Raw genomic sequence first — 26,690 nt, 5'->3', positions numbered from 1 at the left:
TCGATTTTTATTTCTGGAGTTTTTTCCGCTGTAGCCGATTTCAGTCAATCTGCGGCGACTCCACAGCCGTTTGTCACGCAGATCCCAGAGGGTGAATGGGCCTCAATTATGGCGGAACAGGATGAATCGACGCCGAAGCAGCGGCCCGACGGGCCGTTCCGGGATTTCGATGAATGGGGGTGGGGTTCACGACCCCACGAGGCGGCGCATCCGCTCCGGTTGCCGTTGCCGTATCCGCCCGAGCGCCATCGCCAACATCACGATGAGGGCCAACCCGCAGCGGAGTTGCATTTTCTTTAGCCCCCGAATGGTATGGAGTTCCAACCCGAACGACACATCCAACCGACTGTTCACCCGTTCCACCGCCGTGCGATGGGCATACTCGCGCTTCCATTGATAACTGGCCCGGTCCATGGGCGTAAAAATCCGCCGATCGGTCTGTAAGGGAATGCGCAGGCCCTGGACGACGGGGCAGGTGTCTTGACCCCGGCAGGACACGCCCGCAAAGCGGGCGGGGCACCGCTTTTTGAGACGTTGGCGCCTGACTTCGAATCCGCCGTTACTCATGGTGTGAACCTGACCCGTGACCGGATCCTGACAAAAGACGTCGCCACGATAATTGTAGGTCACCGTCGAATGGCCCGGTAGCACTCGCGTGGCATCCGGGTCCCGCCACATATTCCGGATATCGATCACCGGCTTAATCTGGTAGCTATCCCAGCAGGCGGCGATCAATTTGGTATCATCATAGCCCCGGTCGGCCGTTAAAAGGACGGCACGGGACAGCAGCACCCCGTGGCGATGGTGCAGATGATCCAACATGGGCATCGCCCGGGTCACATCGGACACCGACGCTTTCGTCACCTCCCACGCCACCGGCAATTCGTACGTCGAATCCACCACCAGGTGCAGCTTATACCCGAACCACTTGACCACTTTGGTCCAGGTAGTCCCGTCCTCATGCACACCGCGGTATTCCTTCCGTCCAAAATCGGCATCGACGTCCCGGCGCCCATCGGCGGTGGGGTTTTTGGCGGGCCGCACGGCCCGCGACGAGATACCCTTGCTGTCCATGGCCAAGCGCTGACCGAAATTCGGGAGCACGGCGGCGAGGTCATCCACCAGCTGCTCAAACATCCCGTCCACGGTATCCTGTTCGGCCATCAGACGATGCAGAAATCGGGTGTAGGCCGACGCGGGCGGGACGGCCGCGTTGCGGAACCCGCACAGCATGCGCAGTTGCGCATTGCGGGCCAGTTCTCGGCGAAGGCTCTCGATGCTGGGGTGTTGGAAAACCACCCCGGCCAACACCGAATTCCACATCGCCCGGACCGGGTACGCATTCCGCCCATGCCCACGGGCGGCTTCCAGGTGGGCCATGAGGGTTTCATCCGGGACCGTCTCGAGGACGAGCACGAGGCGTTCGAGGTCGCCTAATTCTTCGAGATCTTGCCACGAAAAGAGAGAAAGTTGTGGTATGATAGCCATACGGGAGAGCTCCTTTCGGAAAATTGTGGTTGGTACTTCAATTTTACCAGAGCTCGGCCCGTTTTTCTTAGGGTTTTGCGGGTTTCGGGGATCGCGGCACGGTGTGCCGCGGGTGGGGTCAAATCGGCCGCCGGCGGCCGACCGGGAACCGAAAAGCCGCATTCCTCCGTCCATGAATGGGGGAAATTCTTTATGAGCCTCTGCGAATCCCGCGCCCCTCTACGGTTTCAAGACAGCGCAAATGCCTCTTCTGGGAAATCGGAAGCTCCGCTTAAGAGGCTCTTAAGCGGAGCAGACCTAACGATCAAAGAATTATGGGGCAATGCTATTTACCAGGGTGGTATCTAACGCTTGGTCTACCGAAATTACTTTAGCATTGGCTTGATATCCCTGCTGCGCCATAATCATACTCACAAACTGATTGGCCAAAGACACATTGGATTCTTCAAGAGAACCCGATGCGATAGAACCAAATCCACCGGAAGCCGGTTGTCCTATCTTCGCCGTTCCCGAATTGGCCGATTGCTGCCACAGGCTATTCCCGATATTCACCAGCCCGGCATCGTTATTGAAGTTCGCTAAAGCCACTTGGGCAATCGGTTGCGTTTGCCCATTGGAAAATGTCCCGGTAATGACGCCATTGGACCCGATCGTATAATTGGCCAAGGTTCCTTGGGGATATCCGTTGGCAGTACCTGATAGTGAAGTAGACGCCACATCAGAGGTTAACCCCTGTAGATTCAGAGTGATTTGTTGAGGTGACGTGGACCCATCCGTTGTCGTCAGTTGCACAGTCACCGTGCTGCCACTAGCAATACTACCATTACTATTAAAGGTAACCGTTCCGGATCCTAATGAGGTGGTAGATGGCGGGTCGGTAACATTGACGGTCCACGACACTCCGTTGTTGGTTGTTGCTTGAGGATCCGAAAAGTTAACATCCAAAGTAACCGGATTTCCTAAGGAATCGTAAACTGTGACCGGAACCGTTCGCGTAGTTGTATTGGAGGTTCCTGCGGGAGTTGCCAGAGATGCATTGAGATTACCTGTGACGGTCATCGTGGTCGTTGCTGATGGCGGCATCGTCATGTCTGGTTGAATCGTAATGGGGGCAATGTTACCAGCCGTTTCACCCGTCAACTGGCCATTTTGTGCTGTCCACCCCATGACGAAATATCCTTGCGGATTAACCAGTTGTCCTTGCGCATCTAGAGTAAAATCACCACTGCGACTATAAGCGTAGCCAGTCGGCGTTTTAATCACAAAGAATCCATGCCCTGAAATCGCCATGTTCGTCTTGATCCCAGTGGTCTGAAGACTACCTTGGCTCATGTTAACATCGACCGCGCCGATGCCAACAGCCGCACCTGATGAGACTTGTTCGGGATTGGTGCCTCCTAGGGTTGCCGTGGGACTTGTGCCCCCCGATAACGTTTGCTCCATGGTTTGGGCAAAACTCATATTGCTACTTTTGTAGCCCGTTGTGTTCACGTTCGCGATATTTTGGGAGACGACACCCAAAAGCGCTTGTTCGGCATTGAGTCCTGATATCGCCGCATACAATGTTCCAGACATAAAACCTTCCTCCTAATTTCTAAAATTTGATCAGGTCATAATGCAAAAGCGCGTTTTGATCTTAAGCCGCCGTGATTATCCGTCGGCGTTTGGCATAGCCAACAAGCTCCAGTGCGGAACGGAGGGAGTACTCGCAGTCTGTCGAGTGCTCGAAGCTTCCTCTGAACCATTTTCTTTGTTTGAGGTCCGGCTTACATAAACCACCGCATCCACTTGAGTAATGACTTTCATCCCATCCGCCGGGGATTCAAGACTCGTAATGACAGTTCTTGTTGGCGGAGCCACAATAAAAATATCGGAACCCATGATAATCGCGGCTTGTCGTGATCCTTTTCTGTGCACCTCATCAATCGCTTTGCTGAGTTGATTTGCTTCCATCTGGGTTAGATGAATACCCCGGGTCTGCATGCGTTCTTGGGCATGCTGGCTAAAGACCAGTTTCTCCTGCAAAAGACTCTCAAAGCGACTGCCTTGCCCGACCACAGCAGAAGCTGAGGAATTCTCCCTGACTTGTGGTGTTCCGTGAGATGAACCAACTGGATGAGAATAGCCTGACATTACGCTTGCACCTGAGTAATGTCATTGACTGGCACGCTTCCGATTCCCTTAACATCAACAAGCAAATTTTGACCTTGTTGCAACACCGCTGTTACGATACCGCTTCCTTGGGCCGTACTGACCGTCTTTCCAATCAGTTGCGATAATTGAACCACAGGATTTTGTTGTTGTAGGGTTGAGAGAATATCATTCAATGTCGTCGATTGCTTGGTCACCGCCGCCAGGCTGGAAAACTGGGCTAACTGTGCCACAAATTGCGTATTGTCCATGGGTTGCAACGGATTTTGATATTGTAATTCCGCCGCTAACAAGGTCAGAAAGGCGGACTCACCTAAGTTCCCACCAGGCCCCTGCGACGCCGTGGATGTGGGGGAGTTGGCCGAACTCGTGCCGAGGTTTAAGAGATTGTTGATAGGCATACTCAATGTTTGTTATCCATCCTTTCGTTCAATGGTTATTGATTTGGCGTCGTTCTCATTTCCCCACGCCATGGGTGATCTCCGGTCTTCTTATGCTTGGTAATCCACTGCCGTCTGCGACTTAAGAGAGGGATGTCTAACGCTCGTAGCGGTTCCATGCCTGGCACGCCACGGCATCGGCTGCATGGGTGGCTCGTAAAGAGCCCCAAAGTATCCCCCGCCCTGCGAAGAATTACCTTGTCCCATCGCATTTTGTCCCATGCCTAAAAAGACCGAGACTTGGGATACAGGAAGGGATGCTGCAGTTATATTTTGAACTTGTCCCAAATTCTCGGCCAAGGCTCCTGCTAATCCTGCTGAATTCACCTCGAAATTGACCTTCCAGCTGTTTTGCATGTGAAGAAGTGTCATAATTAAGGGCCCTGATTGTTTGGGCATCGTTAAAATCCACTTGCTACCAGGCGTCCCGTTCGGAGCTTTCCAGTGTACCGGTTTGATCACCCAGCCTCCAACATGCCGCTGCAAAATACCTTTGTGAATTGCTTGGCCTAATATAGCATGTACAGGCACACCATTACTGGGAGACATGACCGACGCCTTCAAAGCTATGGGTGATGGGTTAGGTTCTATGGAACTTATCCCGCCCAGTCCCCCTGAAGTAATCTCACCAGAATCTTTGCGGCGTTTAGGAAGTAGCTTTGTGTTTCCCGAAGACTGTAAAGTCTTCTTCCCGGAAAGGGACACGGATCGCCTAATCGTGGGCATAGTAAATTTACGGATAAAGACAAGCTTTGGGGTGGTCCCTGTTTCCGTGGTGCTGGGATTACGGTGACTGTTGCCCAAGCTTTCCGAATTTGTTAACAAATTTGGGGGTTGAGGCGCCTTCCTCAATGTTATCTGACTTTGACTTGCCAATCCAGATTTTAAGGACCCCGAATTCGCTTTGTGCAAAGACACCTGGCGCATGACATGCCCCACCAAAGTTGTTTCCAACTCATGGCCAGTATGCATGGAACCCAGTAACAGTCCTGGAACAACCGTTCCCAACACAGCTTCACGGGGCAACTGGTGCTTTTTATGACTGTGAGAATGTTTACGAGCAATCAGTTGGTGTTGGGTGTGAAGGCGGTAGGGGTGATGGGATGTAGGGCTCGGTCGAGATAACGTCTTCTTCACTTGGACTTTTTTAACCTTCACCCATTTGGAGCTTAGGCGTAGTGTTGTAGGTGACTTTAATACGGAATTTTCGTGTGCCCGATGAGAAACACGGGATTTTCTCCCACCCAGCTTATGCGCGACAACTCGCGAAAATTTGGCTTCGTTGTGACCATGCTTCTCCCTGATCCCTTGAGTAGCCAGTTTCCCGCTATCTGAAAGTGTCGTTCGTGTCATGAAATGGACTGCTGGCATATACGATTCACCTCCTTTAATCCCGATGATCAACCATCATAAAAATCAGTCCCTCCGAGTTTGTTGCCGGTGATACTGTCCTCTGACAAACCGTTCGATAAGAGTCCGGTCTTGTGGCTTAATCTGGATAAAGGTCACTGCACTTTCCCATGTTTTTTTACCACGGATTTCCCGAGGTTTGGTGGCAACCCGCGTCACTTGTGATAAGAGAATGACTTCATCTGTTCCTAGCCGCAAGCGCATTTTCAAGTGCAATCCGCGCCACAGTTCAACGGCACTAGGAAACCTGAGGCCTGTTGCCGAGAGGTCAAATGTTGTGGTCATTAGGAGCTCCGAATCGGGTCGAATTAGGCCGTATTCCAACGGCACTTGCACTTTGACCCGCAAACTGCCCCGTTGTTCGATAACCTTAGACTGTCCTTGGAGTTTAACGACAATGATCGGAATCGGATCTAAAACTTCCGTGATTACCCCTTGTTGTTCATACAATAAATCGTCAAAAGGCCAGCGTATGGTAATTGTCGTTCCCGGTAAGGGCGTCAATTCCATATCATGGTCTTTGAGGGCATCCAAATAAACTTCTTGGCGTACCCGTCTAATGACTCGAGTGCTGACCAATTTTCCGGGCCGTACCACGAGATATACGGATTGATGTGACTCCAAAAGGGACACGGAACAAAGAGGCCTCCCTGATCATAAGCTTACGGGAGAGTCCTAACGCCAAGAACCCTTCAGCCTGCAGGCGATTTTGTCGGTCGTTCTTTCGTGCTTGCCGACGTGCCATCAGGCGCTGTACCTGTTTGAGCGACTGGCGTAAGGAAACTATTTCCTCCCGACATTTTTCAATTCGCCGTGATATGACCAATTCCTCTTTTTCTAACTGGGCAATTTTCCGGAGGTGGAATTGGTAATTCTCATAATATGCCAATAACTCTGTCGAGCCGATTACATCAGGACCGATATTCTGGGACACATGAGCCAGCGTGCTACGCGCCCTTTGCAAATCTTCTAAAGCATGTTCCCAGCTGTCCATCTCATGAACCTTTGTTTGCATGGTTTTCATGAGATAACTTACATACATGTGTAAACCTTTTTGACTAGCCATCGTTCTCCTTCTCATGTGCGTGATCGTCGCGCCTTAGGTGCGTGATTGTGTCAAAGATTCCTTCCATTTGACTAAGAAGCTCTTGGGGTTGACACCGCTCGCCACGTTTTTGATCTAAAAATGCTTGAATGGTGGGATAAATATTGAGTGCCTGATCCAGCAACTCATCCCGGCCCGGGGTGTAAGCACCGACCTCCAATAAGTCTTCCGCCTCTTTAACCCGCGCCACAATTTCTTTGAATGATCGAGCCATTTGCAGATGCTTTTCAGAAACAATGTCGGGCATCAGACGCGATAAACTCCCCACCACATCAATGGCTGGAAAATGGCCACGATGAGCTAATTGCCGGGACAAAATAATATGGCCATCCAGTAATCCCCGAAGGATATCAGATAGCGGATCCTCATAAGGATCATCACCATCAACCAATACCGTATAAATTCCTGTAATCGAACCTTTCTCCGTCGCACCGGCCCGTTCCAGTAACCGGGGCAATAAATGCAAAACCGAAGGAGTATATCCTCGAGCCGAGGGGAGTTCTCCCGTTTCCATGCCAATTTCTCGTTGGGCTAAAGCCACCCGAGTCAAAGAATCCATGACCAGCAATACCTGATGTCCCTGATCACGGAAATCTTCCGCGATTAAGGTCGCTGCCCATGCCGCTTTTAATCGCATAATGGCTGGCATATCTGACGTTGCGGCGATGATCACGGTACGCTTTTTCGCCTCAGGTCCGAGCTGGCGAAAGAATTCCGCGACTTCCCTGCCCCGTTCGCCAATTAAGCCGACGACAACGATATCCGCTTCGGTACCATTTAAAATCTCTTGTAATAAAGTGGTCTTGCCAAACCCTGCCCCCGCAAACACGCCAACACGTTGTCCCTGGCCCACTGTTAAAAGCCCATCAATCGCTCGAATACCGGTCCATAAAATATTGTCAACGGCTTGACGGCTTAATGGGGACATTGGCACCGTGGTCAAAAAACGTCTTGGCCCAATAGGCATCGGTCCCCTATCTAAAGGCTTGCCAATGCCATCAAGAAGACGTCCCAACACTTCTTTTCCGCTCACCATGCTAAAAGGCCGTCCCTTAGCGATGACGGCAAGGCCTGGCCTTATCCCCATGACATCATGATAGGGGGTCAACAATACCCGGTGATCTTCGAGGAATCCGACGCATTCCACCTCAACTTCCTGGGTTTCAGACAGCTGGATTTTCCCAACTTCTCCTACCGCCATTCGAACTCCCGAAGCAATAAGACTTTGTCCCCGCACTGCCGTGATATGTCCGATAGGCACAAGCAGGCGTGATACCGGGAATTGTTTAATCTTTTCACACACTTCCATAGAGCACCTCATCGAGCATCTTGCTCAGTGCTTGGATGGGCCCTACTAAAAATTCCTCGCCATCCGCTGTCTCTATGCGCATCGCAAGATTCTCCAAGGACCGGTCAACCGCTACTTTGACCTGGGACCACAAATCTCCCCAGTTTTTTGTCAAGTGTTCTAAGGTGTTGTGAAATTCGGGTGATAAGAATAGGGTCACTTGATGGGCTTCCAAACTCCCTATAATATCCGTCAAATACGTCCGCAGGGAATCCGGATGGTGCATCGCTTCGTTTTCTATAAATTTTCCTGCTAACGCCGCAGCTTGAGCCAACACCAATTCCGGCTCTAAAAGCTTGGTGAATGCCCCCAGTTGTTCAATTTTATTCAATACATGTTGAACCTGCTGGGCCATCTCTGACCACTGGTTCATAACTTGCTGCTTGGCCTCCAACACGCCTTGTTGATGTCCTTGTTCATATCCTTGAGCCTGTGCTTGCTGGCGAATCTGATTGGCCTCGCCTTCCGCTTCTTCGATGATGGCACGAGCCTCTTCCTTGGCCCGGGTAACAATGTTCATGGCTGCTTCTTTCGCGTCCGTTAACGCGACTTGCACTTGTCCCTTGCCATCATCTTGGGGATCAAGCCGGATCGGCTTCATCCCATTTTTCACGGCCCATGCCTTGAGCACATTAGACGACAAAGTCATCACGCTCCCCCCGAGAAATGACCAATTCTCCCTGATCCTCTAGCTGACGAATGACATTGACAATTTCCCGCTGGGCTTGTTCCACATCACGAATCCGCACGGGTCCTAAGACATCAATGTCTTCCTTTAATAACTCGGCGGCCTTTTGTGACAGGTTTCGCATAACCTTTTGCGAAACATCAGGCGGTGTTCCCTTTAAGGCCAGTGCCAAGGTCTTATTATCGACACGCCGCAGCACTTTTTGCATGGCTCGGTCATCGATTTGCACAATATTTTCAAATACAAACATCCTGTTTCGAATTTCATCAGCGAGTTCTGGGTCAAATTCCTCAAGGCGCTGTAAAATCAGGCGCTCGGAAGTCCGGTCCGTGTTATTCAAAATGGGGACAATCGCATTAATGCCCCCGGCCCCCGATATTTCCTCAGCAGCCAGATTGGTCAGTTTCTTCTCCATCAATTGTTCAATCTCTTTGATCACTTCAGGGGCAGCCCGGCCCATGACCGCAATGCGCCGGGCGACATCGCTTTGTAGTTCGGGATCCAAAGACGACAACACCTGGGATGCTTGCGTCGGGTCCATATAGGCTAATACCACGGCAATGGTCTGCGGATGTTCATTCATCATTAAAGTCATCACCTGACTCGGATCGGCCTTGCGCAAGACTTCAAAAGGGCGCCGCTGCAAAAATCCGGTTAACCGCTGCAGAATTTCTTGGGCCCTGGGGCCATCAAACGCCCGCTCTAGCATATCCCGAGCCATATCAATCCCGCCCTCGGCAAGTTGCTTCTCGGCCTTGGACATCTCATAGAATTCGGTCACGACCTCATCAACCACTTGTGAATCGACCCGCTTAAGATTGGCGATTTCCATCGTGATCGCTTCCACTTCCGAGCGCCTAAGATAGCGAAGAAGCGTCGCGGCCTGTTCGGTTCCCATCGACATCAACAATACCGCCGCTTTGCGAGCACCTGACATCCGCAATTTATTCATCCTCCTGAATCCAAGCCCGGATTAAGCGTGCCGCCCCTTCGGGATCTTTTTGTAACATGTCCTGCAAGTAACTCTTGGCTGTTTCCGCCAGGGTCGGTTCTTTAGCCTGGCGAATTTCATTCAGCAAATCGGTAACGGATAACGATTGCCCTCCTGGGCTCGCCAAGGCGGGTTCGAAAGTGGGGGCCGGCGCTTGCCGCCGCATCTTAGCTAACCCTCGCCACACAATAATCGCAAGCACAATCCCTAACAAAGCTAAAAGCCCTTCCATAATATCGCGACGAATTTGCTGGGCCTTTTGCGCCTGGGCCATTTGCTTTAAGGCTTGATTGACCGAAGAACGGTTGAATGGTTGGCCCAAAATCGTCACCACATCACCCCGGGCCGGATTAATACCAGCCGCCGATGCCACCAAATTTTTCAGCGCCGTGCGCTGGCTCGCACTGAGTGGCTTGTCGACCGCAACCGCCACGGTCATCCGGCTAATACTGCCCGACGGAATCACTTGATGGGTGCTAGTGGTATCGACTAACCAATGTGACGTCGTGGAATTGCTTTGCGATTTGGACGGCCCTAAAGCGCCGGTTGTGACGGGATAGGTGGGCGTATTGCCTCCAGCACCGGCTGGGGTGGCGGTACCCGCCGCTTGCGAGCTGGTTTGGGTCGTGACCGACTGCGAAGATAAGACGGACTTCCCATATTGGGTCGAGTTCACAGTTGACTGGTCAAAATTCAGTGTAGCATTGACCCGGACGACCGCTGCTCCCGGTCCTAAGACTTGGTCCAGCATCGACGTCACATTTTGTGCAATCTGGTTGTCGACCTGATCCTCGGCTTGCAGTTCTGCTTGATTGGTCCCCGTGATTTGCGATCCCGGTTGATTATTCAGAGCCGTTTGCGACAGCAAAGTCCCTTGTTGATCGACGACCGTCACTTGGTTAGGCGACAAGCCTGCCACAGAGTGTGCCACCAAATTCATAATCCCCCGCACTTGCGAAGGACTTAATGAGGCACCCGGGTTTAAATCTAAAAAGACCGACGCCGTGGGACTCGCTGTGCTTTCACCAAACAGAGCCGGAGGTGGTTCATTGATAAGAACCCGGGAATCATGTACGCCATTAATCGAATTAATGGTTTGCGCCAGTGTGGCTTCTAAATCCGCCAATTGGGTTAGCGTAATCTCTTGATTGGTCTCTCCCAAACTAAAATTTAACGGCTGCGGTAATCCCACTGTGCTAGAGGGGATATTCAAATCGGCTAAATCCACCCGCACCTGGTCGACATCTTTCTTCGGTACCAGGACGGTCCGCCCTTGATCCGCGAGCTCATAAGGGATTTTCATCTGCGTTAATTGCGTGGTGATTTGTCCCGCACTCCGAGGGCTTAAGTTGGTATAAAGGGGCTGCCAATCGGGACTGGTTACCCAATGAACAGCCACTAACAGCACACTCAAGACCAGCGCCACAACCACACCAAGGCGCAGGCGCTGGGTCAGGGTCTGCTGTTTCCACCACTGAAGAACCTGTTGACTATACTGTTTGACTCGTTGATTCATTGTCCGCCCCTAATCTTTTATCCCACAGACATGTTCATAATGGTTTGATAGGCCTGCACCACGTTATTCCGAATCGCTGTCGCCACATCTAATGTGCTTTGCGCTTCGGCAATCGCCACCATGGCCCCAGTAATGGTCACTTGGCCGGTCATAGCCCCTGTAATTTGCTGATTGGCATGGGCTTGACTAGACTCGAGTTGGCTAATCGCGCCTTTTAATAACGCCCCAAACGTGCTGGCACCCGCACCATGGCCGCCTACAGATGATCCCACGGTATTTAAATTAGCAGGGTTCGTTAAAGTGAGTCCCACAGGATTCATATGAATTCTACGCTCCCAACGTCAAAGCTTTTAAGATCATGTTTTTATCGGCCGAAAAGGCATTCGCATTCGCTTGATAGGCCTGGGATGCCTCGGCCATATCCACCATTTGAGTCGATAAATTGACATTCGATTCCAAAACATAACCTTGCGCATTCGCCAGGGGACTGGTGGGATCATAAACCTTGGGAAAAGGGGCTTGGCTGTCTAAAATGGCCTTGACCACCACGCCTTGCCCAATGCCGCGGTATGGTCCGTTTGATGGTGCCGGTGCTTCAGCTAAGATGGCCGATTCACTTTGATAAGGGAAACCCGTCACCGTTTTAGTGGTCGTCGCATTCGCTAAATTATTGGCAACCAGATCTAATCGCAAAGACTCGGCACTTAAAGCCGAAGCGGTAATATTCAGGGCATCAAACATGAATTACAAGGCCCTCCCTTCACTCACGATTTTTATTTCCGTGGTTTTATAATTAAATGCTTGCACGGCGGTTTGGTACAACAGTTGAGTCTTGGCCAAATCCGTCGTTTGTTGCGTCATGGAAACACTGTTTAAATCAGGCTGTAAGGACATCGTGTTGACCATCACTTGACCTTTGACCTGGGCAATGGCTTTGGGACCTTTGGCGATAGCCGCCGCTAACTCATGCTGAAAAGACAAGCTCTCACTTTTATATCCGGGGGTATCATAATTCGCCAAGTTATTGGCAATGATGGTTTCCGCTTTTTGAGACAAATTCAAGGTGGTGATGATACTTTGTGATGCCGTCGTGTCAAATAATCCCATGATGTCATCTCCTTACCTCTAATAACCACAACCGGTTTACAATATCACAATCTTTTTGTGTGTCATGCTCTTCATAAAGACTGAAAGGCTTTGACTCGTTTACATTTAGGGTCCGTTACCAATGGCCACTTGGGCCACCGATGAACGGAGAATTAAGATATTCACCCGCCTATTGAGCTGGCGTCCCTGGGGTGTTTGATTGCTCGCAATAGGATGGTAATGGCCAAAGGCGGCGATAGAGAGACGGCTCGGATGAATGCCTGGTACATGGGCCAAAATATAGACCACATTTGCTGCGCGCGCTGCCGACAATTGCCAGTTACTGGGATACTTGGCCGTACGGATCGGAGTCGAGTCCGTATAGCCCGCGACTTCAATATCATTCGGCACAGTTTTTAAGATATTGCCTAACTGTGATAATAACGACGCGGCTTGGGGCGAGACTTTCGCCGATCCCGAGGCAAAGAGCAGCGAGGCATTCAAACTCACTTCTACGCCCCGTTCATTACTTGTCACGGATACCGCTTGACTCAAGTGAGCTTGATTAATCTTTTGCTGCAATTCATCTTCTAACCGGTTTAAACTCGCCAATTCCGCATGTGTCCCGGATAATCCATTTATAATCGAGGGCCCAGGTGACTTTCCGATAATGCTTTTTGAGTCAAACTGGTTAGCTAATGCCTGAGATACCAAGGAAAACTTGACCTGTTCGGTCCGGTTCATGGCATAAAGCACAATGAAAAAGGCCAGCAATAAGGTAATTAAGTCGGCATAGGTTATGAGCCAACGCATCATTCCGGCATTTTCATTGCCACCGTCTTCGTTTTCTGTCTCCTTTTCCCAGATCTCGTTCATGATGCCTCCTGTGCTCCAGATTTCGCCTCACTATCTCCCTCCGCATGGGAAGTAGTATCCTGCGCTGCAGGCGATCCGGAGGGACGAATAATCGTCATGAGCTTGTCTTTTAACAAACTAGGAGCCATACCTTGGCTAATCGCTAACAGGCCTTCAAGACTAATTTGGCGCATCAACAGATCATGTTTTGCCTTATTTTTGAGATTGGTGGCCATAGGAAGCCATAATAAATTGGCACTAGAGACTCCATAGAGCGTAGCAATAAAGGCCAGACCAATGGCTGAAGCCAAGTCGTTGGGATTACCCGATAATTCTCCCAAAACGTGAACTAATCCCATAATCGTTCCCACAATGCCCATCGTGGGAGCATATCCCCCGGCCTGCTCAAAAATACTGGCTCCCATTTTCTGTTGAGAATAGCGCGCGTAAATATCGGATTCCAACATTTGTCGCATTAAGGTGGGATCCGCATTATCCACAATGAGTTGCAACCCTTTACTCAAAAACTCATCATGGGTTAATTCAATCTCCGGCTCTAATGCCAAAGGTTGTTGACGCCTGGCAATGTCTGCATACCTGGCCAATTGATCAATGAGGACAATGGGATCAAATTTTTTCCGTGTCAGTCCCATCCGAAACAATGTCGGGACTTTCTTCAATTCATCGACGGAAAAGGACACGGCAGTGGCACCGATTGTGCCTCCAAACACAATGAGTGCTGCGGTCCCTTGGAGCAAAGCCCCAGCGCGCCCGCCTTCCAAGACAAATCCGGTAACGAGCGCCAGCACTCCGAAAATAATGCCGCCTATGGCCGTGACATCTAAACGCATAGCTCCTCCTTGGGTTCATCCGTGGTCTATTCCACCATGTTTTACATCCAAATACCGCGTTGAGCCTTCGCGATCGCCATGCGCCTTATCGAAGCATAGGGACTGGCAAACCAGTCATATTCGTCGGCGGTAACAAATTTCCGGCGAATAATCTCGCGCCGTAAACAAACCGGATCCAGCTCAATACCATTCAAATTATCGACCCCGATAAAATTCCCGGGAGACACCGTAATCTGTGGAAGCCATGTGCGTTCCTCGGGGACATATTCAGCATGAATGTCGAACATCCGTCGGTTGCCAATAACTTCCCAGACCCCGGTCCATGACGGCGGCCCCAGCACGACGTGATACATACTTTCCCGATTCCGTTCCCGGTTAGGTTTAATAATGTGCTTGCAAAAAATGGGTTCCCCTAACACCGGATCAATTTGGTAGAGGACATGGTTAAGAATATATTGAATCAATTCTTCACGGGTTGGAATTAATTCACCACTGGGAAAATAACGGTCTTGTTCACGTCTTCGTCCGCGGCGCCTCGTCTTAGGCCCTTGAAAAATGGGTGTGGTCAACGGAACGACTTGACCATTTTGGAAAAAGGCCAGCGTTTTATTAACCAATGTCACCCCCCCTTCCATTCTCTTTGTCATGCACGTTTCGACAGTGTCTTTCCAATTCCTTCTTTTGTTGACAACAATTTACGAGCGGGACATTTTTTCAGCGGAACAGCCATTGTTGAAAAGCTTGCTCTGGGCCTTCGGTCTGGCCGATTCGCTCAAACACTTCGCGGACCGTTTGAGGAGACACAATTTGCGTCACCAGCTCATACAATTCCTCGGGTTTGGCATCTCCAAGTAATGCAAAGAAAAATTTCCAACCCTCGTGAAAAAACGGAAAATCTTCTAACAGACGGGTCACCATCACAAAACTATCTTTAGGACGATTGGCAAGATGTAGTGATTTGGCCGCCCATAACAAGGCCCGGTAACCATCAGCCCCAGGTTCCTGGGATTCTCGTAACCCGTAAGCGCCCGTGCCCGCTTGAAAAAAATAGGTCGACGCTTCTTCAAACCGGTCTAGCGCATACAGCGCGTGACCCATGAGATAAGCTCGGTCCGCGTTAGGAAAACGCGCTATTAAAGGCGCTAACATTTGTAATGCGTCATGCGGTTTTTTCAAGCCCATAAGAGCCTCGGCCATCATCGTGCGCACATCAAGACTCTTCTCATTGCTAAAAAGACTTTTCGTGCCCTCCTTTTTCAATAATCGTAAAGCCGCCGAGAATTCCCTGGTGTCAAGAAGCCACCGGGCTCTGACCAACAAGTCCATATGTTTGGCTTCGCGAATAATCCCTTCCAGCTTAGAAACGGGCTTCACACTATCCCCCGTACGCAAGATGCTTATCTCGCCCTCGAGAATGGGTTCACTGAATGCGGTGAGTTCGGGATAGGGGTCGGCTTTGTAAACGCCGTGAAACCCATGCCAACGCGATAGCCTGAGAATGCGAAGTTCCTTTTTTGATTCATCGCCTCCTGAACGCAGGACCGGCAGCCGGTAAGCCGCCACATGCCGGCTGGTGTAGTGATTCAAGTCATGAAGATCCATGCGACGAATGATTTCATTTCCGTCGAGGAAGAGGATCATATCCGTGTCCAAATCCTGTTCCTTGCGCAAAATTTGGTCATATTGCAATCGAAACGATCCTGGCCAGTCCCGCTGAATTTCAATTCCTGGTGGCCAAAGTGAATCATCCAGTTGACGATGCCATGGTCCTAATTCCACAAACACAATCCGATTCGCCCAACCAATAAAGGGGGCACTCGTCTCTTCGATTTGGGTCTCGTCATAAGCCCATGTATTGACGATAACCGTCCATTGATTCTCGTCCATAAAATCTCCGCCTTTTAGTGAGTCAGGCGCCCCCATTTCGTCACTTGGACGCCAAACTTATTACCCACCAGCACAACCCGTCCATAGCCGACGGTTTTGCCGTTCAGTTTTAACACTAGGGGCTCCACCCACCGTGTCTTAAGCGGTAACCGGGAGCCAATGCCAATCTGCATCACCTCCCCTACCTTTAAGGGGGCTGTCCCGATTTCGGCTGTAAACCGTAACTGCAAGGATCCAAGTGGCGCCCATTTCTCGAGAATCTGGGGTGGCACCTTTGGCGTATTGATGCTGTCATGATTGGTTGCACTGTTAGCCTCAATGTCCGCAGCTTCCTCAGCAGTTTTCGGTTCCGCAGCTAGATGGTCTTCTGATTCTGATTCTTTAGACTCTGTTTCCGGCGATTTTTCATTTTCTTTAGACAGCACAGCCTGAAGCAACTTGTCAATTTCTTCTTGTGACAACGGTTCATCACTCATCATCATCCCTCCTTTTCTATAGGGCCCATAAAGGTCCATAAGGTTCTAGGAACAACTTTCATATCTTGAGTGCATTCGTCTTTCTCAATCTTGGGACCGTACTCTACGCCTATGCAGCGTCCCATAACGCGCCCTATGCATTTGCTTTCTCTCTAATTCGACAAAATTCCTCTTTTTACCTCAGGGAATTTATTCATTTTTGCCTTACCGAAACGCTTTGGGTACAATAGAACTAGTGAAGATTTGTGGACGGAATCGGTGTCAAGAGGGATATTAAGAGAAAACCCGGTCAAAGACCGGGTTCATCCTGGATGGCATCACAACGACTTGAGGGGTGTAAAAAGATAATGCCAACACCAAATGATGGTGCCATGGGTCACAGTCAAGCGAACAAAAAACTCACACAATGGATCGCTATTGCGGGATCGCTCTTGGCGCTCTCGGCAGGATTGTGGTGGGGGATGAGAGGGACAACCTCTCACCCTGTTAAACCCGCGAATGTCCAATTGACGGCATTGAAACCCTCTGAGAAGGCCAAACAAGCCGCGGATGCAGGGATCCTGACACCATTACAAGGGAAAATGGCTCCCAATTTTGCACTCCCCGATCAAAACGGACACCTTATTCGTTTAAGCCAATTTCGGGGGAAAGTTGTGGTCCTCACGCCGATGGACCCCACCTGTACCACGGTCTGTCCCGTTTTAGCGGGAGAAATTGTGGCGGCTAATCATGAATTGGGTCCTATCGCAAAAAATGTAGTGTTTGTAGGGTTCAACGTCGATCCTTATTGGGAATCTATCCAGTCGTTGCAAAAATTTGACCAGGAACATGGTCTGACCACCATGAAAAATTGGTACTTTGTGACCGGAACAACCAGGCAGTTAGAAGCTGTGTGGCGCAAGTATTATATTTGGGTCCAGCGGTTGCCCAAACAAAAAAGCGTGAATCACGCCAGCTATATCTATTTTATCGGCCCTCATGGGCATGAACGGTGGTTAGTAGGTGGCTCAGCGGATAAGTCCTTAAGTACGTCATATACCGCGTTAATTGTGCAATATGCAAAAGCCTTGGCTCAACATTGATTTCAGAACCTGAGAGAATGTGGATCCCTAAATTTCAATCGTCGAAGAGTGTAGGAGGATCATCATGACAATGCCTTTTGACCGCAGACGGGCGTTAACTTATGGATTAGGGCTTCTATGGATTTTTGATGCATTATTAAAAATCCAGCCTGATATGTTTCACGCGCTGCTCATAGCTAACGTACTGGCTCCTGCCGCCACAGATTCCCAGCCTCCGTGGCTTTTTCACATTATGACTCAAGGAGCTCGCCTTTGGATTTCACTAGGCATGTTATCCAATATCTTACTATTCATCATTGAAGCCCTTATTGGTCTTCTTATTCTCAAAGGACCAGATAGCCGGGCAGGAAGATTGGGACTCTGGCTGTCCTTGTTTTGGGGAGCCGTCGTTTGGATTTTCGCCGAGGGCTTAGGAGGGTTAGTGTCCGGTTCGCCAAGTTTCATTCAAGGATCTCCCGGTTCAATTCCTTTTTATGCCATGGCCGCGATGTTATTGTTGCAACGTAAGGATTGGTGGACCGAAGAACGCATTTATAACGTGGCCCGTTATGGCCTCGCTATTTTCTGGGTCATCACTTTTCTTTGGGAGGTGCTTCCTTCATCGGGATTTTGGACCCCGCAAGGACTTGCGGCCCAATTTGGTGATATCACCATGAACGGGAATGAGCCGACTCTTCTACAAATGGCTATTAATGCGATGGTCATCACCAGTCAATTACATCCGGTATTGGAAAATGCGATTTATAGCGCTATCTTGTTAATCTTGGCACTCTTAAGTTTATTCCGGCCTAAATCCCGCTGGACATGGCTTTTAACCGGCGCTTGGCTCTTCTTTATTTGGGCTATTCCCCAAGCTTTTGGTACGCTATTTAGCGGGACGGGTACCGACCCGGGAATGATTTTGCCATTTGCCCTGCTCATTTGGACCTTATTAGGCTCACAATTCCCTTTTATGCGGCACAATCTGACTCACTCCAAGCAAGCCTCTTAACGCCAGAGCCGTTCCAGAAAGCGGTTGGACACCCAGCGGGCGATGAGCCTGGCAGCTCCCAAACGAACTTTCGGAATCATAAATAATAAGCCAATAATGCCGGTTAAGGGGCCTGGCGTAATCATAAAGGCCATAGAAATGAGCAGTAATGCCCCCTCACCTAACCTGTGAACGGGGAAACCCTCAGACGCCCATTCCCGTTTGACGGTTTCCCACCACTGCTTACCGCTGATTTTGGCCAAGTACGCGCCTAATAGTGATGACACCAAGGTAATGCCAATAGTCCATCCCCATCCCAAATAATGGGCAATGAGAAATAACAAGAATAACTCCACTAACGGCACAACTAAGAAGAGAGCTAAAAGTCGCTTTAGCATTTTATACCTCTCCTTTCCCCGCATGAAAGCGTTCAACGCCTAAGTGTGGTGGTCTCTTCTTCTAGTGTACCACGCTTAAGACTCCATCACAGGAGGCGGGGGTAAAGGACGCCCAGGTAATCCATTAACAAGCCACCAGGCAATTAACCCGGTTAAAAAAGTGGCCAAGATTAATGGTGCATAGGGCCAGTGCGTATAAAGAAGGCCGCCTGGTAAAGGAGCCAACGCACCTGCACTTTCTGTGACCAAGTTAAATAATCCATAAGCAGTTCCCGCTTCTTCACGCCGAACCACTCTGCCCACGGCCACCCCTTGTAGCCCCCTGGCGGATTCGCCTGTTCCTCGAAAAACTCCGGAGATCAAGGCCCATGTCACGCTCGTTGGTGCCCATAAAATCGCTAACCAGCCGAGAGTTACCAGGCCCAGTCCCCATCCAATGGTATTGGTAATCCCATATTTCTCACCGACTTTGCCCCAGACAGGTCCACTTAAAGTGCCGCACAAAATGCCCAGGCTACCTAAATAGCCAATCGTTTGTAGGGAAAAGTGACTGACTGATTTCCAAAACGGAACCACATAGGGAAAAGCCATGCCTTGCACAATGGCTAGGCCCGCGGCAAACATCATCCATTGAAAAAGTCTGGGCCGCCCCTTAGGAGTCCATCTCGGTCGTTTGGGCTTGATGGATTGTTGGGGTGGATGACTCTTAACCGGCACAATCGCCAAAGTGGAAAGCAAATATAAGAAACCGCTAAGAATAAAAACCGTCTGATATGACCAATGCGTGGCTAAATATGCCCCAATAGGCGGGCCGACAACCATCCCCGCGCCAAAAACACTCATCACGATATTGTAAGCTGTCGATAGGTGATTCGATTGGGCTTCTTCCACAACAACGGCCTGCAAAGCGGGTGTAGAAAACGCCGATCCAAAATACAATAAAACCCCGGGTATAAGCCATTGCCAGGATGGGGCCCATGCAAATAAAAAGGGTACCGGCACCCCCAAAATCCAGCCCCACAAGACAATTGTCCGGCGGTCTATGCGGTCGGCCAAATATCCTCCCGGAAATACGACAAGTGCTGTGGCAATGCCCGCTATCGTCGACATGATGCCAACAGAAACGGCATTGCCCCCTAATTTTTCGATGTATAGCGGCCATAAAATCCCATATAGGCCAAAGCCTAATCCCCACAATCCCATGGAGAGAGTTAACCACCACAGGTCATGGGTCATCCCGAGCTTTTTTCCCATGTCTGTCCCTCCCCGGCATTGACACCCGTTAGGACAACGTCGTGTCCTTACACGTCTACGCGGGGACAAAGGAGGCTAGACCATTCGATAATGCTTAGCGGTCCTTTTGAGAAAAATTTTCTCCAAAAGCCGATTGCAACATTTTTACAGGAACCCGAGCCATGCCTTCTAGAGCCCACGTCAATTCATCGAGACTTTTTGCCCAGGGTGAGGATCCTGTTCCCATTGTGCGCCGAACAGCCCGAAAAGGGGTTGCAATCACGATGTCTAAATAACCCAATTCTTTGCGTATCGCTTCATTGAGCGAATTCACCGATTCGGTAGCATATCGGTCATGAGTTTGTGAGGGCTGATGAGAAGATTCTCCGTGCGTTCGAGTTTTCTCCTCATTTCTTTGTCCTTGGTGCTCATTTTCATGCTCCGAGTTATATGCCTTATCTTGTTCCATCGCCTTCCCTCCCTATTGCCGTTAGTATGATCAGGCTCAAGGAGTACCATACACCAATCCGTGCTCATCAGGATTTCCCTGGGTAAAAATCCTCCAAGCGGGATAACATAAGGGATGACTCCACAGCACCTACCTGTCGATCCTTCCTGAGATGACGAAAAAACACTGAAATAGCCAAAACAGAAGGAGGTATTGTCCAATGGCAATTGCTGAAATCAAGGTCTGGCCGGTTGGGACTGACGATGCCAGTGTCTCTTCTTATATTCGCCAATGCTTTCGTGTCGCTGAAAATAATGAAGATGTGGAAGCGGTATTAACCCCGACTTCAACAATTTTAGAAGGTCCTCTCCCCTCAATAATGTCGGTGGCCCGGGCTATGCATGATGCTCCTTTTGACCTCGGATGCGAACGTGTGGTCACAACGATCACTATTGATGAACGTCAAGACCGTGAAGAACATATGGAAGACATGGTCGATAGCGTCATCAATAATTTGGAAGCCTAATAAGCCTTAAGTATTCTCTTGCCGTTCCGAGTATTCGTGGTCGGAACGGTCATTTTTTACTGATTACCTTGTTATACTTTTTAACTTTTCTGAACTCTTTTATCCAACACCTGTAGCTCCATTTCACCATGTCATTGGGACGATGGCTATGCTACTCTAGCCATAAATCATTAAGGCGAATGTGAATTACCGTATGATTCATAACATGTTGTCGTACACCGAATTCAGATCATTAAGTCAAATCGCGGAGGCGTTTCCAATATGGGATCCTTTCTGCCACCGAGCCATGAACAACAGCTGTTTTATGGACTTTTTTTCTTGATTGCCACCATTGTTCTCATCACTTTGGTTGTAAGATGGCTCTCACGAAAAGGACAACACCTTCCTCCAGTTCCTTACCCACATTCTTTTTTGCATGCCTATGAATGGTTAGCACGAGCATTAGGCTCATTATGGCTGTTGGATGGCTTTTTACAGGCACAACCGTCGATGATCACGCGCTTTATTGGTGGCGTGTTAGCCCCTTTAATTAGCGGACAGCCATGGCCGCTTAACATTATCATCAAGTGGTCTATGACCTTGTGGTCGTTGAATCCCGTCTTGTGGAATGAATTCGCGACGTGGATACAAATCGGCATTGGTCTAACTATTCTCCTTGGTGGCCACAGCAAATATCGGCGACTGGGTTTATGGATCTCGGTGTTTTGGGGACTTGCCGTGTGGATTGGCGGCGAGGCATTAGGCGGCATTTTTGTGGGGGGAAGCGTCTTGGAAGGCGCACCCGGATCGGTATTACTCTATGTACTCGCCGCCATCTTTTTGTTGGTTCCGGAACAATTTTGGCATTCCCCGCGTCCCATTAAGATGCTACAACGATTCATGGCAGGCCTATGGTTTTTTGTCGCCCTGTTACAAGCGCTTCCTTCCTCTGGCTGGTGGAATCGCGGGGGGTTATCGAGCTATATTCTCAGCATGGCCGAAATGCCCCAACCCCATATCTTTTCCTTGCCCCTGTATGCATGGGCTCATTCGTTAGGCCAATACCCCTTGTTGTGGAATACAGCGCTCGTCCTGACATTTTTTCTTCTTGGCTTCCTGTGGACATTTTCACCACGCTCACCGTTAACATGGTGGCTAAGTCTCACCGTGACATTTAGCACCTGGTGGTTCGGTCAAGATTTTGGCATCTTAGGCGGCATGGGCACAGATCCCAATAGCGGCGCCATTATTTTGGTTGCCTTAATCACTTATGCGCAACTACTCAAGTTACCTTTATGGCACCGCATAGTCGAGCGCGACACTCACGTCACAAAATCCGCAGGATAGAATCACTGAACTTTTTGCCTCAACGATCTGACCCTTTTGTTCCCCATTCCCGGAGTTCGGGGATTATCTTACCGCGCCCTTATAAGCCCTGACGATATTCGGAAAGGAAAAGTGTTCATGCGAAAACGTCTACAAGCCATGGATGAGATGCGAGCGACTTTTACAGCCACGTTTAAACGATTTGGGCAGAAGCCTGCCTTTCGGGGAAATCCCATCACCACTCTACTATTTGTCGATGTTTTGGATGACCAGGGGCAACTCGTGACAGATCATATTTGGTTCTCCTTGACCAAAGGATTTCAACAAGTCCATTTGGAACCCGGAGACCGTATCCAGTTTGAGGCACGGGTTAAAGAGTATCTGAAAGGCTACCGCGGTTACCGTGAAGAGGTCAGACTCGAACATCCTTTGGTCCCGGACTATAAACTCAGCTATCCCACTAAAATCCGGAAAATACCTCCTAATTCAACCTCTGGTAAAGAATAGCAAAATACGCTGGCTTTAATCACATAGACAGCTCGACCCAAAAAAGTCCCTTGAACCGGAAAGAAGTGTAAGGGCTAATCCGACATCAAAACGCCGCCAACATGTGACATCTCCTATTTAACAGGCCTTTCGTTAGGGCGATGAATGGTGGATTGGTCTTGGCCGTATTACCGGCTAATGCCCTGTTTGTATACGATAGACGAGACAGAGCGTGTTTGTCTCCAAACAAATAGGACAAATCCTGATGTCAGCAATAGATTGCGTGCCGCAAAGATGTAAATGACCCATGGAAACATTCCCCGAATCGCATAGCCTACCGGATATCCCAAAGAGGTGAGCAGGTAAGCTAAGATAAAAGATAGATTCCCGCGCTTCAGCGCTAATATTGGAGCTAACCAAATGAGGTATTGGGCCGAAAACACCTTGGTCGTGAGTAACAAGATACCCAAAGTTAAGATGGCTGCCTCGATGATATCTAACGATCCTCGCCATTGCGCCCAAAAGACCGCCAGCCAACTGATGATGCCAACAAGGGTTAAACTGTCTCCTATGAAATGTGCTAAACCATGAGCTGTTACATCAACCGATCCAAAGGCATAAAACAAATGGGGGTGCGATAGCAAAGCGGTTAAGCTCGCCGCTAAGGAACCGATTTCAATAGGACGATTTAACAAATACCGGTAGGATGTAAAGGCTTGATGGGAAGCCAACAAGGCTTGAAATCCAACCATAGCAAGACCCGCTAAAAGGCTTAAAGCCAACCTGTCCCACCGAATTCGGTGGGTTTCTCGCCATTCTGCAATAAGAAATACCGGCCAAAAAACAGCGGGAAACAATTTCAACAAAAACCCAATAACCGAAAACGTCCACGCCCAAGACCAGTGTTTTTGGAGCGCTTGGTCAATGGCTAAAAATCCAAAGAGCGCCGCAAAAATATCATAGCGTTCCGAAAAGAGCCCAATGGTACCCACGCTAAGATAACCTAACACTTTGATGCCCCACTGCGTGCCATGATGTTTCATTCCTTCACTCAGCAATACAGCGAGCGCCACCAAAGTCAAAACCGCAAAACTGAAGCGATAGGAAAATGGTAAAAGCAATGGCAATAAAAAAATAAATTGGGACATGGCCGGATACTCTTTGGGCCAGTGATGCAACCAAGGTGGTGTTAAGGCGAGAAGAGCATAGCGGTGATATTCGCCTACGTCATTTTCCCGAAAATGGACCGCCAGCCACAATTCCACCAGGCTAAACATACCAAAGGCGATCCAGACGGCAGCAGGTTTTTTAAGTACCCTCATGCCCCAGCCCTGTCCGCGCCAATGAGTTTAATGGCTCGCCAATCTTGATCTAGCGATAATTTGGAGAATTCGGGACCGACAGGCCCGGTATATTTCCCACCTTGTTGAGCATAGGCGATATGGCTTCCCTCCACCTGATGAAACACCAGTTGTGCCACCCGAGTCCCCGGATATAAATAAACCGGGGTGTCAGCCAAATTAGCTAATTCCAGAGTTAAACTCCCGCGGTATCCCGGCGAAACCATCACCGCGGTGGCCACCATCAATCCCAACCGTCCCCATGATGAGCGGCCAATCACGTAAGCCATCAAATCCGGGGGCACTTGAATAAACTCTAAAGTCACGCCCAAGACTAATTGGTTGGGATGTAAAATCATTTTGTCCCCAACATCCACATGAACCCGTTCCTGATAATCCACCGAAGACCCCGTATCCATATTCATGGGATCAATAGGGCCTCGTGCCGACCGTTTCATCAAAATAAATTCCGTCCCTAAACGCACGTCAACCGATCCCCCCTTGATCTGCTCAGGACTCAAAAGGGGTGTAACAATAAGACGTTCTGGCAAAGATTTTTCCATGCGCTCTTTTAATACTTGTTCCCCAATTACCATAAGTCCACCCCATCTCGTTTTTCCATTAGCGCGGCTTTTTGCCATTGATCGGTTAAAATCCGTCCCTCAATGGCCTTAAAGGCTAAAAGCGCCGCTCCTTTACGCATAGGGGCCGGGACGTAATGGAGAGCCACCAGAACAGCTGGGATGTCTTTGGGACTCTCACCGGATGTTTCATGCGGCACGACGCCATAGTTCAGCTCTTCTAAATACATTGCATACCCGGGCATCGGTGCCAACGCAATATTGGTGACGGGCACGTCCGCACCGCTCGCCTGTGAAAAAAATTGTCGCACCTCAGAACGGATTCCATCAAGTCCAAAATTCTGGATGTAATTATGCCACAATACGCCAAAAAGACTCTCCAAAGACGACGGCAATTGTCCCTCATAGCAGGCATATAAGGCAGCGGGTCCAAGTTTCTTGACGATAACCTCCATCCGTTCAACATCCGACGCCGCCCATAATAAGCCGATAGCCGCCATTGCTAAGGGATCTTCCCCCAGATATTCGGGGTAAGCCATAAAAATCATATGACGGGTTTCTACAATATCCCACTGTAATCCCGGGGCAATCACCCACGGTTTGTCACCGGTTTTCAGATATTGCGCCATAATCTTCGCACAGGGACTAATACTTTGCCTCAGGCGCGCTATCCACATGGCCCGGGATGGTCCATCCATTTCCTCGAGCGCTTGACGAATATCTTCGGACAACCCGCTCGTCATTTCATCCTGCCATTTTTGCCATGCAATTTCATGCCATGATTCCACACTGATCCTCCTCACCCCTGCTAATTCGCCATCTCACGGCGAGAATCCTTTGCCTTAGAATGTCACATCCTGGCAGGATATCCCGAAATTTGTGTCATCCGCCCTGCCCCTGTCATTTGGCCGAGCGATCAAGCTGTGCTACCATTACCCTATACAATCTAAAATTGTAGAAAGGATCCAACATGTATCAATTCACAGGATTTACTCAAGATGATTTTAATATTTTTCTCATTCCCGAATTTCACGACCGTATGAGCGCTGTTCGAACCCGCATCCGTCCTAAACTCGCCATGATTGGGGACGATTTAGCGCCCAAATTGTCAGAACTCCTGCATCATCCGATTTATCCTCATACAGCGTCTCATGCTAGAAGACGCGTAAATCCCCCAGATGATACCTGGGTTTCATTTTCGCGCAACGAACGCGGTTATAAACGGTTTGCCCATTTTGAAGTCGGCATTACCTTAGATTATGTGTTTGTCCGCTTTGTCGTCAAGCGTGAAGGCGAAGACGATAAACCGATTCTTTTGCAATATCTCAAAAGCCGTGGTCAAGATGCCTTTCAACTCTCCGATCCCTCCACAATTTATTGGTACAAAGATGATCACGGCGTCGACCCATTTCCTATAGAACATATCACCTCAGAAAAAATGCAAGAGATCATCCGCCATACCGAAGTCAAAAGTCATGGGTTTACTGTCGGTGTCATCTTCGAACGAACCAACCCCATCGTCGGTAAGGCCGAATTAATTACCCGAGCATATAATGCTATTGTCCATCTATCCCCATTATACTTGGGCTCCGTGCCCAGCGAGGCGTTAAGCAAATGACCTGTTCATTAGATAACATTCCCGATCAATTAATTTATGACTTAACAGCTCGGGTGACAGATGACATGACAGCCCAAGCCGTGGGAAATCCTACGCCGGTCCCAGTTTTGGCAACCCCGGTGCTTTTAGGACTGTGTGAAAAGGCCGCTGCTGAAGCATTGCTCCCGTTCTTAGATGATCAATGCCTCATTGTCGGCGTCAATGTGTCCTTAACTCATCACAGTCCGACTCCCGTGGGCTCTACCGTCACAATTCATGTGACACTCGCCGCCCGCGATGGCAATAAATTCACTTGGGACATTACCGGGCATGATGATTTTGGCGATATTGTTGAGGTCCGTTTAACCTCAGCCGTCATTTCGCAAAAAGCATTGGAACGGCGCCTTCAAGCGACAATGCACAGCTAATCTT

The 26,690-nt window shown here is 49.6% G+C and carries 32 protein-coding genes; 7 read left to right on the top strand and 25 right to left on the bottom strand.

The window, feature by feature from the left end; all coding sequences use genetic code 11:
* Positions 1–186: 186 nt before the first annotated feature.
* The 19 genes from B8987_RS08920 to B8987_RS08825 all read right to left on the bottom strand — a co-directional run bounded on the left by B8987_RS08920 (position 187) and on the right by B8987_RS08825 (position 16,298).
* The gene (locus B8987_RS08920; protein WP_084660898.1) at positions 187–1,488 is read right to left on the bottom strand and encodes a transposase; all 1,302 of its coding nucleotides are present in this window, start codon (positions 1,486–1,488) and stop codon (positions 187–189) included.
* A gap of 312 nt (positions 1,489–1,800) precedes the next feature.
* Complete coding sequence (locus B8987_RS08910; RefSeq protein ID WP_076006265.1) at positions 1,801–3,063, bottom strand: flagellar hook protein FlgE; 1,263 nt, start codon at positions 3,061–3,063, stop codon at positions 1,801–1,803.
* 75 nt (positions 3,064–3,138) lie between these two features.
* On the bottom strand, positions 3,139–3,621 hold the full coding sequence (locus B8987_RS08905) for a hypothetical protein (RefSeq protein WP_051351282.1): 483 nt from the start codon (positions 3,619–3,621) through the stop codon (positions 3,139–3,141).
* Positions 3,621–4,040: a flagellar hook capping FlgD N-terminal domain-containing protein gene (locus tag B8987_RS08900; protein ID WP_028963365.1), complete on the bottom strand. Its 420-nt coding sequence runs from the start codon at positions 4,038–4,040 to the stop codon at positions 3,621–3,623. Before B8987_RS08900 ends, B8987_RS08905 begins: the two co-directional genes overlap by 1 nt.
* 90 nt (positions 4,041–4,130) lie before the next feature.
* Positions 4,131–5,450 (bottom strand): hypothetical protein, encoded by a 1,320-nt coding sequence (locus B8987_RS08895; protein WP_084661284.1) that lies wholly within the window; start codon positions 5,448–5,450, stop codon positions 4,131–4,133.
* Between the two features lie 45 nt (positions 5,451–5,495).
* Complete coding sequence (locus tag B8987_RS08890; protein WP_028963367.1) at positions 5,496–6,122, bottom strand: PilZ domain-containing protein; 627 nt, start codon at positions 6,120–6,122, stop codon at positions 5,496–5,498.
* Complete coding sequence (locus B8987_RS08885; protein ID WP_020375752.1) at positions 6,046–6,555, bottom strand: hypothetical protein; 510 nt, start codon at positions 6,553–6,555, stop codon at positions 6,046–6,048. Before B8987_RS08885 ends, B8987_RS08890 begins: the two co-directional genes overlap by 77 nt.
* Positions 6,548–7,903: a FliI/YscN family ATPase gene (locus B8987_RS08880; RefSeq protein WP_028963368.1), complete on the bottom strand. Its 1,356-nt coding sequence runs from the start codon at positions 7,901–7,903 to the stop codon at positions 6,548–6,550. Before B8987_RS08880 ends, B8987_RS08885 begins: the two co-directional genes overlap by 8 nt.
* Positions 7,890–8,591 carry a hypothetical protein gene (locus tag B8987_RS08875; protein ID WP_028963369.1) on the bottom strand — a complete coding sequence of 234 codons (702 nt, stop codon included), beginning with the start codon at positions 8,589–8,591 and terminating at the stop codon, positions 7,890–7,892. Before B8987_RS08875 ends, B8987_RS08880 begins: the two co-directional genes overlap by 14 nt.
* Entirely contained in the window at positions 8,575–9,567 is a 993-nt protein-coding gene (gene fliG / locus B8987_RS08870) for a flagellar motor switch protein FliG (RefSeq protein WP_242823872.1), read from the bottom strand. Before fliG ends, B8987_RS08875 begins: the two co-directional genes overlap by 17 nt.
* A gap of 7 nt (positions 9,568–9,574) precedes the next feature.
* A complete protein-coding gene (fliF, locus tag B8987_RS08865; protein ID WP_084661283.1) occupies positions 9,575–11,137 on the bottom strand; it encodes a flagellar basal-body MS-ring/collar protein FliF in 1,563 nt (520 codons plus the stop codon).
* Positions 11,138–11,154: 17 nt separating this feature from the next.
* The gene (gene fliE, locus B8987_RS08860; RefSeq protein ID WP_020375746.1) at positions 11,155–11,457 is read right to left on the bottom strand and encodes a flagellar hook-basal body complex protein FliE; all 303 of its coding nucleotides are present in this window, start codon (positions 11,455–11,457) and stop codon (positions 11,155–11,157) included.
* Between the two features lie 7 nt (positions 11,458–11,464).
* On the bottom strand, positions 11,465–11,878 hold the full coding sequence (gene flgC, locus B8987_RS08855) for a flagellar basal body rod protein FlgC (RefSeq protein ID WP_020375745.1): 414 nt from the start codon (positions 11,876–11,878) through the stop codon (positions 11,465–11,467).
* 3 nt (positions 11,879–11,881) lie between these two features.
* Positions 11,882–12,244 (bottom strand): flagellar basal body rod protein FlgB, encoded by a 363-nt coding sequence (locus tag B8987_RS08850; protein WP_020375744.1) that lies wholly within the window; start codon positions 12,242–12,244, stop codon positions 11,882–11,884.
* Positions 12,245–12,349: 105 nt separating this feature from the next.
* Complete coding sequence (locus tag B8987_RS08845) at positions 12,350–13,099, bottom strand: flagellar motor protein MotB (RefSeq protein WP_020375743.1); 750 nt, start codon at positions 13,097–13,099, stop codon at positions 12,350–12,352.
* Complete coding sequence (locus B8987_RS08840) at positions 13,096–13,929, bottom strand: motility protein A (RefSeq protein WP_020375742.1); 834 nt, start codon at positions 13,927–13,929, stop codon at positions 13,096–13,098. The genes B8987_RS08845 and B8987_RS08840 overlap by 4 nt, the downstream gene beginning before the upstream one ends.
* Before the next feature lie 41 nt (positions 13,930–13,970).
* Positions 13,971–14,546, bottom strand: coding sequence for a hypothetical protein (locus tag B8987_RS08835; protein WP_101494342.1), 576 nt, complete (start codon positions 14,544–14,546; stop codon positions 13,971–13,973).
* A gap of 97 nt (positions 14,547–14,643) precedes the next feature.
* The gene (locus B8987_RS08830; protein WP_084661282.1) at positions 14,644–15,816 is read right to left on the bottom strand and encodes a tetratricopeptide repeat protein; all 1,173 of its coding nucleotides are present in this window, start codon (positions 15,814–15,816) and stop codon (positions 14,644–14,646) included.
* A gap of 14 nt (positions 15,817–15,830) precedes the next feature.
* Positions 15,831–16,298: a FliM/FliN family flagellar motor switch protein gene (locus B8987_RS08825; RefSeq protein WP_176213202.1), complete on the bottom strand. Its 468-nt coding sequence runs from the start codon at positions 16,296–16,298 to the stop codon at positions 15,831–15,833.
* A 341-nt stretch (positions 16,299–16,639) separates the two neighbouring features.
* Here B8987_RS08825 and B8987_RS08820 point away from each other — a divergent pair, with 341 nt between their 5' ends.
* Together B8987_RS08820 and B8987_RS08815 are read left to right on the top strand one after the other, a co-directional pair.
* Entirely contained in the window at positions 16,640–17,374 is a 735-nt protein-coding gene (locus tag B8987_RS08820) for an SCO family protein (protein WP_020375738.1), read from the top strand.
* Between the two features lie 64 nt (positions 17,375–17,438).
* Entirely contained in the window at positions 17,439–18,365 is a 927-nt protein-coding gene (locus B8987_RS08815) for a hypothetical protein (protein WP_084661280.1), read from the top strand.
* Here B8987_RS08815 and B8987_RS08810 read toward each other — a convergent pair.
* The 3 genes from B8987_RS08810 to B8987_RS20000 form a co-directional block, all read right to left on the bottom strand.
* Positions 18,362–18,742 carry an FxsA family protein gene (locus B8987_RS08810; protein WP_020375736.1) on the bottom strand — a complete coding sequence of 127 codons (381 nt, stop codon included), beginning with the start codon at positions 18,740–18,742 and terminating at the stop codon, positions 18,362–18,364. The two genes, B8987_RS08815 and B8987_RS08810, sit on opposite strands and share 4 nt — an antisense overlap.
* Before the next feature lie 75 nt (positions 18,743–18,817).
* Positions 18,818–19,996, bottom strand: coding sequence for an MFS transporter (locus B8987_RS08805; protein WP_084661279.1), 1,179 nt, complete (start codon positions 19,994–19,996; stop codon positions 18,818–18,820).
* Between the two features lie 94 nt (positions 19,997–20,090).
* Positions 20,091–20,444 (bottom strand): hypothetical protein, encoded by a 354-nt coding sequence (locus tag B8987_RS20000; RefSeq protein ID WP_242940651.1) that lies wholly within the window; start codon positions 20,442–20,444, stop codon positions 20,091–20,093.
* Positions 20,445–20,643: 199 nt separating this feature from the next.
* On the opposite strand from B8987_RS20000, the gene B8987_RS08795 reads away from it, so the two are divergent.
* From B8987_RS08795 to B8987_RS08785, 3 genes are all read left to right on the top strand, one after another.
* Positions 20,644–20,949 carry an MTH1187 family thiamine-binding protein gene (locus tag B8987_RS08795; RefSeq protein WP_020375733.1) on the top strand — a complete coding sequence of 102 codons (306 nt, stop codon included), beginning with the start codon at positions 20,644–20,646 and terminating at the stop codon, positions 20,947–20,949.
* Between the two features lie 261 nt (positions 20,950–21,210).
* Positions 21,211–22,275 carry a hypothetical protein gene (locus B8987_RS08790; RefSeq protein WP_084661278.1) on the top strand — a complete coding sequence of 355 codons (1,065 nt, stop codon included), beginning with the start codon at positions 21,211–21,213 and terminating at the stop codon, positions 22,273–22,275.
* A gap of 117 nt (positions 22,276–22,392) precedes the next feature.
* Positions 22,393–22,761, top strand: coding sequence for a hypothetical protein (locus B8987_RS08785; RefSeq protein ID WP_051351283.1), 369 nt, complete (start codon positions 22,393–22,395; stop codon positions 22,759–22,761).
* A 167-nt stretch (positions 22,762–22,928) separates the two neighbouring features.
* Here the strand turns inward: B8987_RS08785 and B8987_RS08780 are convergent, their stop codons facing one another.
* From B8987_RS08780 to B8987_RS08770, 3 genes are read right to left on the bottom strand one after another with little or no spacing between them, the layout of a single operon-like run.
* On the bottom strand, positions 22,929–24,062 hold the full coding sequence (locus B8987_RS08780) for a hypothetical protein (RefSeq protein ID WP_084661277.1): 1,134 nt from the start codon (positions 24,060–24,062) through the stop codon (positions 22,929–22,931).
* Positions 24,059–24,676 (bottom strand): dCTP deaminase, encoded by a 618-nt coding sequence (dcd, locus tag B8987_RS08775; protein WP_020375729.1) that lies wholly within the window; start codon positions 24,674–24,676, stop codon positions 24,059–24,061. The genes B8987_RS08780 and dcd overlap by 4 nt, the downstream gene beginning before the upstream one ends.
* Positions 24,670–25,449 (bottom strand): hypothetical protein, encoded by a 780-nt coding sequence (locus tag B8987_RS08770; RefSeq protein ID WP_084661276.1) that lies wholly within the window; start codon positions 25,447–25,449, stop codon positions 24,670–24,672. The genes dcd and B8987_RS08770 overlap by 7 nt, the downstream gene beginning before the upstream one ends.
* A 182-nt stretch (positions 25,450–25,631) precedes the next feature.
* On the opposite strand from B8987_RS08770, the gene B8987_RS08765 reads away from it, so the two are divergent.
* Positions 25,632–26,279 carry a DUF1054 family protein gene (locus tag B8987_RS08765; RefSeq protein ID WP_020375727.1) on the top strand — a complete coding sequence of 216 codons (648 nt, stop codon included), beginning with the start codon at positions 25,632–25,634 and terminating at the stop codon, positions 26,277–26,279.
* Entirely contained in the window at positions 26,276–26,686 is a 411-nt protein-coding gene (locus B8987_RS08760) for a thioesterase family protein (RefSeq protein WP_084661275.1), read from the top strand. Before B8987_RS08765 ends, B8987_RS08760 begins: the two co-directional genes overlap by 4 nt.
* The last annotated feature ends 4 nt before the right edge of the window (positions 26,687–26,690 follow it).

The organism is Sulfobacillus thermosulfidooxidans DSM 9293 (assembly GCF_900176145.1).
Lineage (GTDB): Bacteria > Bacillota > Sulfobacillia > Sulfobacillales > Sulfobacillaceae > Sulfobacillus > Sulfobacillus thermosulfidooxidans.
Note: the sequence above shows the minus strand (reverse complement) of the source record. Positions and strands in the feature narration are given on the sequence as shown.

Coding starts and splice junctions, on each gene's coding strand:
- fliF (WP_084661283.1), bottom strand. CDS start 11,137: ATGAATCAACGAGTCAAACAGTATAGTCAACAGGTTCTTCAGTGGTGG.
- B8987_RS08900 (WP_028963365.1), bottom strand. CDS start 4,040: ATGCCTATCAACAATCTCTTAAACCTCGGCACGAGTTCGGCCAACTCC.
- B8987_RS08820 (WP_020375738.1), top strand. CDS start 16,640: ATGCCAACACCAAATGATGGTGCCATGGGTCACAGTCAAGCGAACAAA.
- B8987_RS08840 (WP_020375742.1), bottom strand. CDS start 13,929: ATGCGTTTAGATGTCACGGCCATAGGCGGCATTATTTTCGGAGTGCTG.
- B8987_RS08815 (WP_084661280.1), top strand. CDS start 17,439: ATGACAATGCCTTTTGACCGCAGACGGGCGTTAACTTATGGATTAGGG.
- fliG (WP_242823872.1), bottom strand. CDS start 9,567: ATGTCAGGTGCTCGCAAAGCGGCGGTATTGTTGATGTCGATGGGAACC.
- B8987_RS08910 (WP_076006265.1), bottom strand. CDS start 3,063: ATGTCTGGAACATTGTATGCGGCGATATCAGGACTCAATGCCGAACAA.
- fliE (WP_020375746.1), bottom strand. CDS start 11,457: ATGAATCCTGTGGGACTCACTTTAACGAACCCTGCTAATTTAAATACC.
- B8987_RS08760 (WP_084661275.1), top strand. CDS start 26,276: ATGACCTGTTCATTAGATAACATTCCCGATCAATTAATTTATGACTTA.
- B8987_RS08765 (WP_020375727.1), top strand. CDS start 25,632: ATGTATCAATTCACAGGATTTACTCAAGATGATTTTAATATTTTTCTC.
- B8987_RS08875 (WP_028963369.1), bottom strand. CDS start 8,591: ATGACTTTGTCGTCTAATGTGCTCAAGGCATGGGCCGTGAAAAATGGG.
- flgC (WP_020375745.1), bottom strand. CDS start 11,878: ATGTTTGATGCCCTGAATATTACCGCTTCGGCTTTAAGTGCCGAGTCT.
- B8987_RS08850 (WP_020375744.1), bottom strand. CDS start 12,244: ATGGGATTATTTGACACGACGGCATCACAAAGTATCATCACCACCTTG.
- B8987_RS08830 (WP_084661282.1), bottom strand. CDS start 15,816: ATGGACGAGAATCAATGGACGGTTATCGTCAATACATGGGCTTATGAC.
- B8987_RS08885 (WP_020375752.1), bottom strand. CDS start 6,555: ATGGCTAGTCAAAAAGGTTTACACATGTATGTAAGTTATCTCATGAAA.
- B8987_RS08895 (WP_084661284.1), bottom strand. CDS start 5,450: ATGCCAGCAGTCCATTTCATGACACGAACGACACTTTCAGATAGCGGG.
- B8987_RS08780 (WP_084661277.1), bottom strand. CDS start 24,062: ATGAGGGTACTTAAAAAACCTGCTGCCGTCTGGATCGCCTTTGGTATG.
- B8987_RS08795 (WP_020375733.1), top strand. CDS start 20,644: ATGGCAATTGCTGAAATCAAGGTCTGGCCGGTTGGGACTGACGATGCC.
- B8987_RS08880 (WP_028963368.1), bottom strand. CDS start 7,903: ATGGAAGTGTGTGAAAAGATTAAACAATTCCCGGTATCACGCCTGCTT.
- B8987_RS08845 (WP_020375743.1), bottom strand. CDS start 13,099: ATGAACGAGATCTGGGAAAAGGAGACAGAAAACGAAGACGGTGGCAAT.
- B8987_RS08805 (WP_084661279.1), bottom strand. CDS start 19,996: ATGGGAAAAAAGCTCGGGATGACCCATGACCTGTGGTGGTTAACTCTC.
- B8987_RS08810 (WP_020375736.1), bottom strand. CDS start 18,742: ATGCTAAAGCGACTTTTAGCTCTCTTCTTAGTTGTGCCGTTAGTGGAG.
- B8987_RS08785 (WP_051351283.1), top strand. CDS start 22,393: ATGCGAAAACGTCTACAAGCCATGGATGAGATGCGAGCGACTTTTACA.
- B8987_RS08790 (WP_084661278.1), top strand. CDS start 21,211: ATGGGATCCTTTCTGCCACCGAGCCATGAACAACAGCTGTTTTATGGA.
- B8987_RS20000 (WP_242940651.1), bottom strand. CDS start 20,444: ATGGAACAAGATAAGGCATATAACTCGGAGCATGAAAATGAGCACCAA.
- B8987_RS08825 (WP_176213202.1), bottom strand. CDS start 16,298: ATGATGATGAGTGATGAACCGTTGTCACAAGAAGAAATTGACAAGTTG.
- B8987_RS08920 (WP_084660898.1), bottom strand. CDS start 1,488: ATGGCTATCATACCACAACTTTCTCTCTTTTCGTGGCAAGATCTCGAA.
- dcd (WP_020375729.1), bottom strand. CDS start 24,676: ATGGTAATTGGGGAACAAGTATTAAAAGAGCGCATGGAAAAATCTTTG.
- B8987_RS08905 (WP_051351282.1), bottom strand. CDS start 3,621: ATGTCAGGCTATTCTCATCCAGTTGGTTCATCTCACGGAACACCACAA.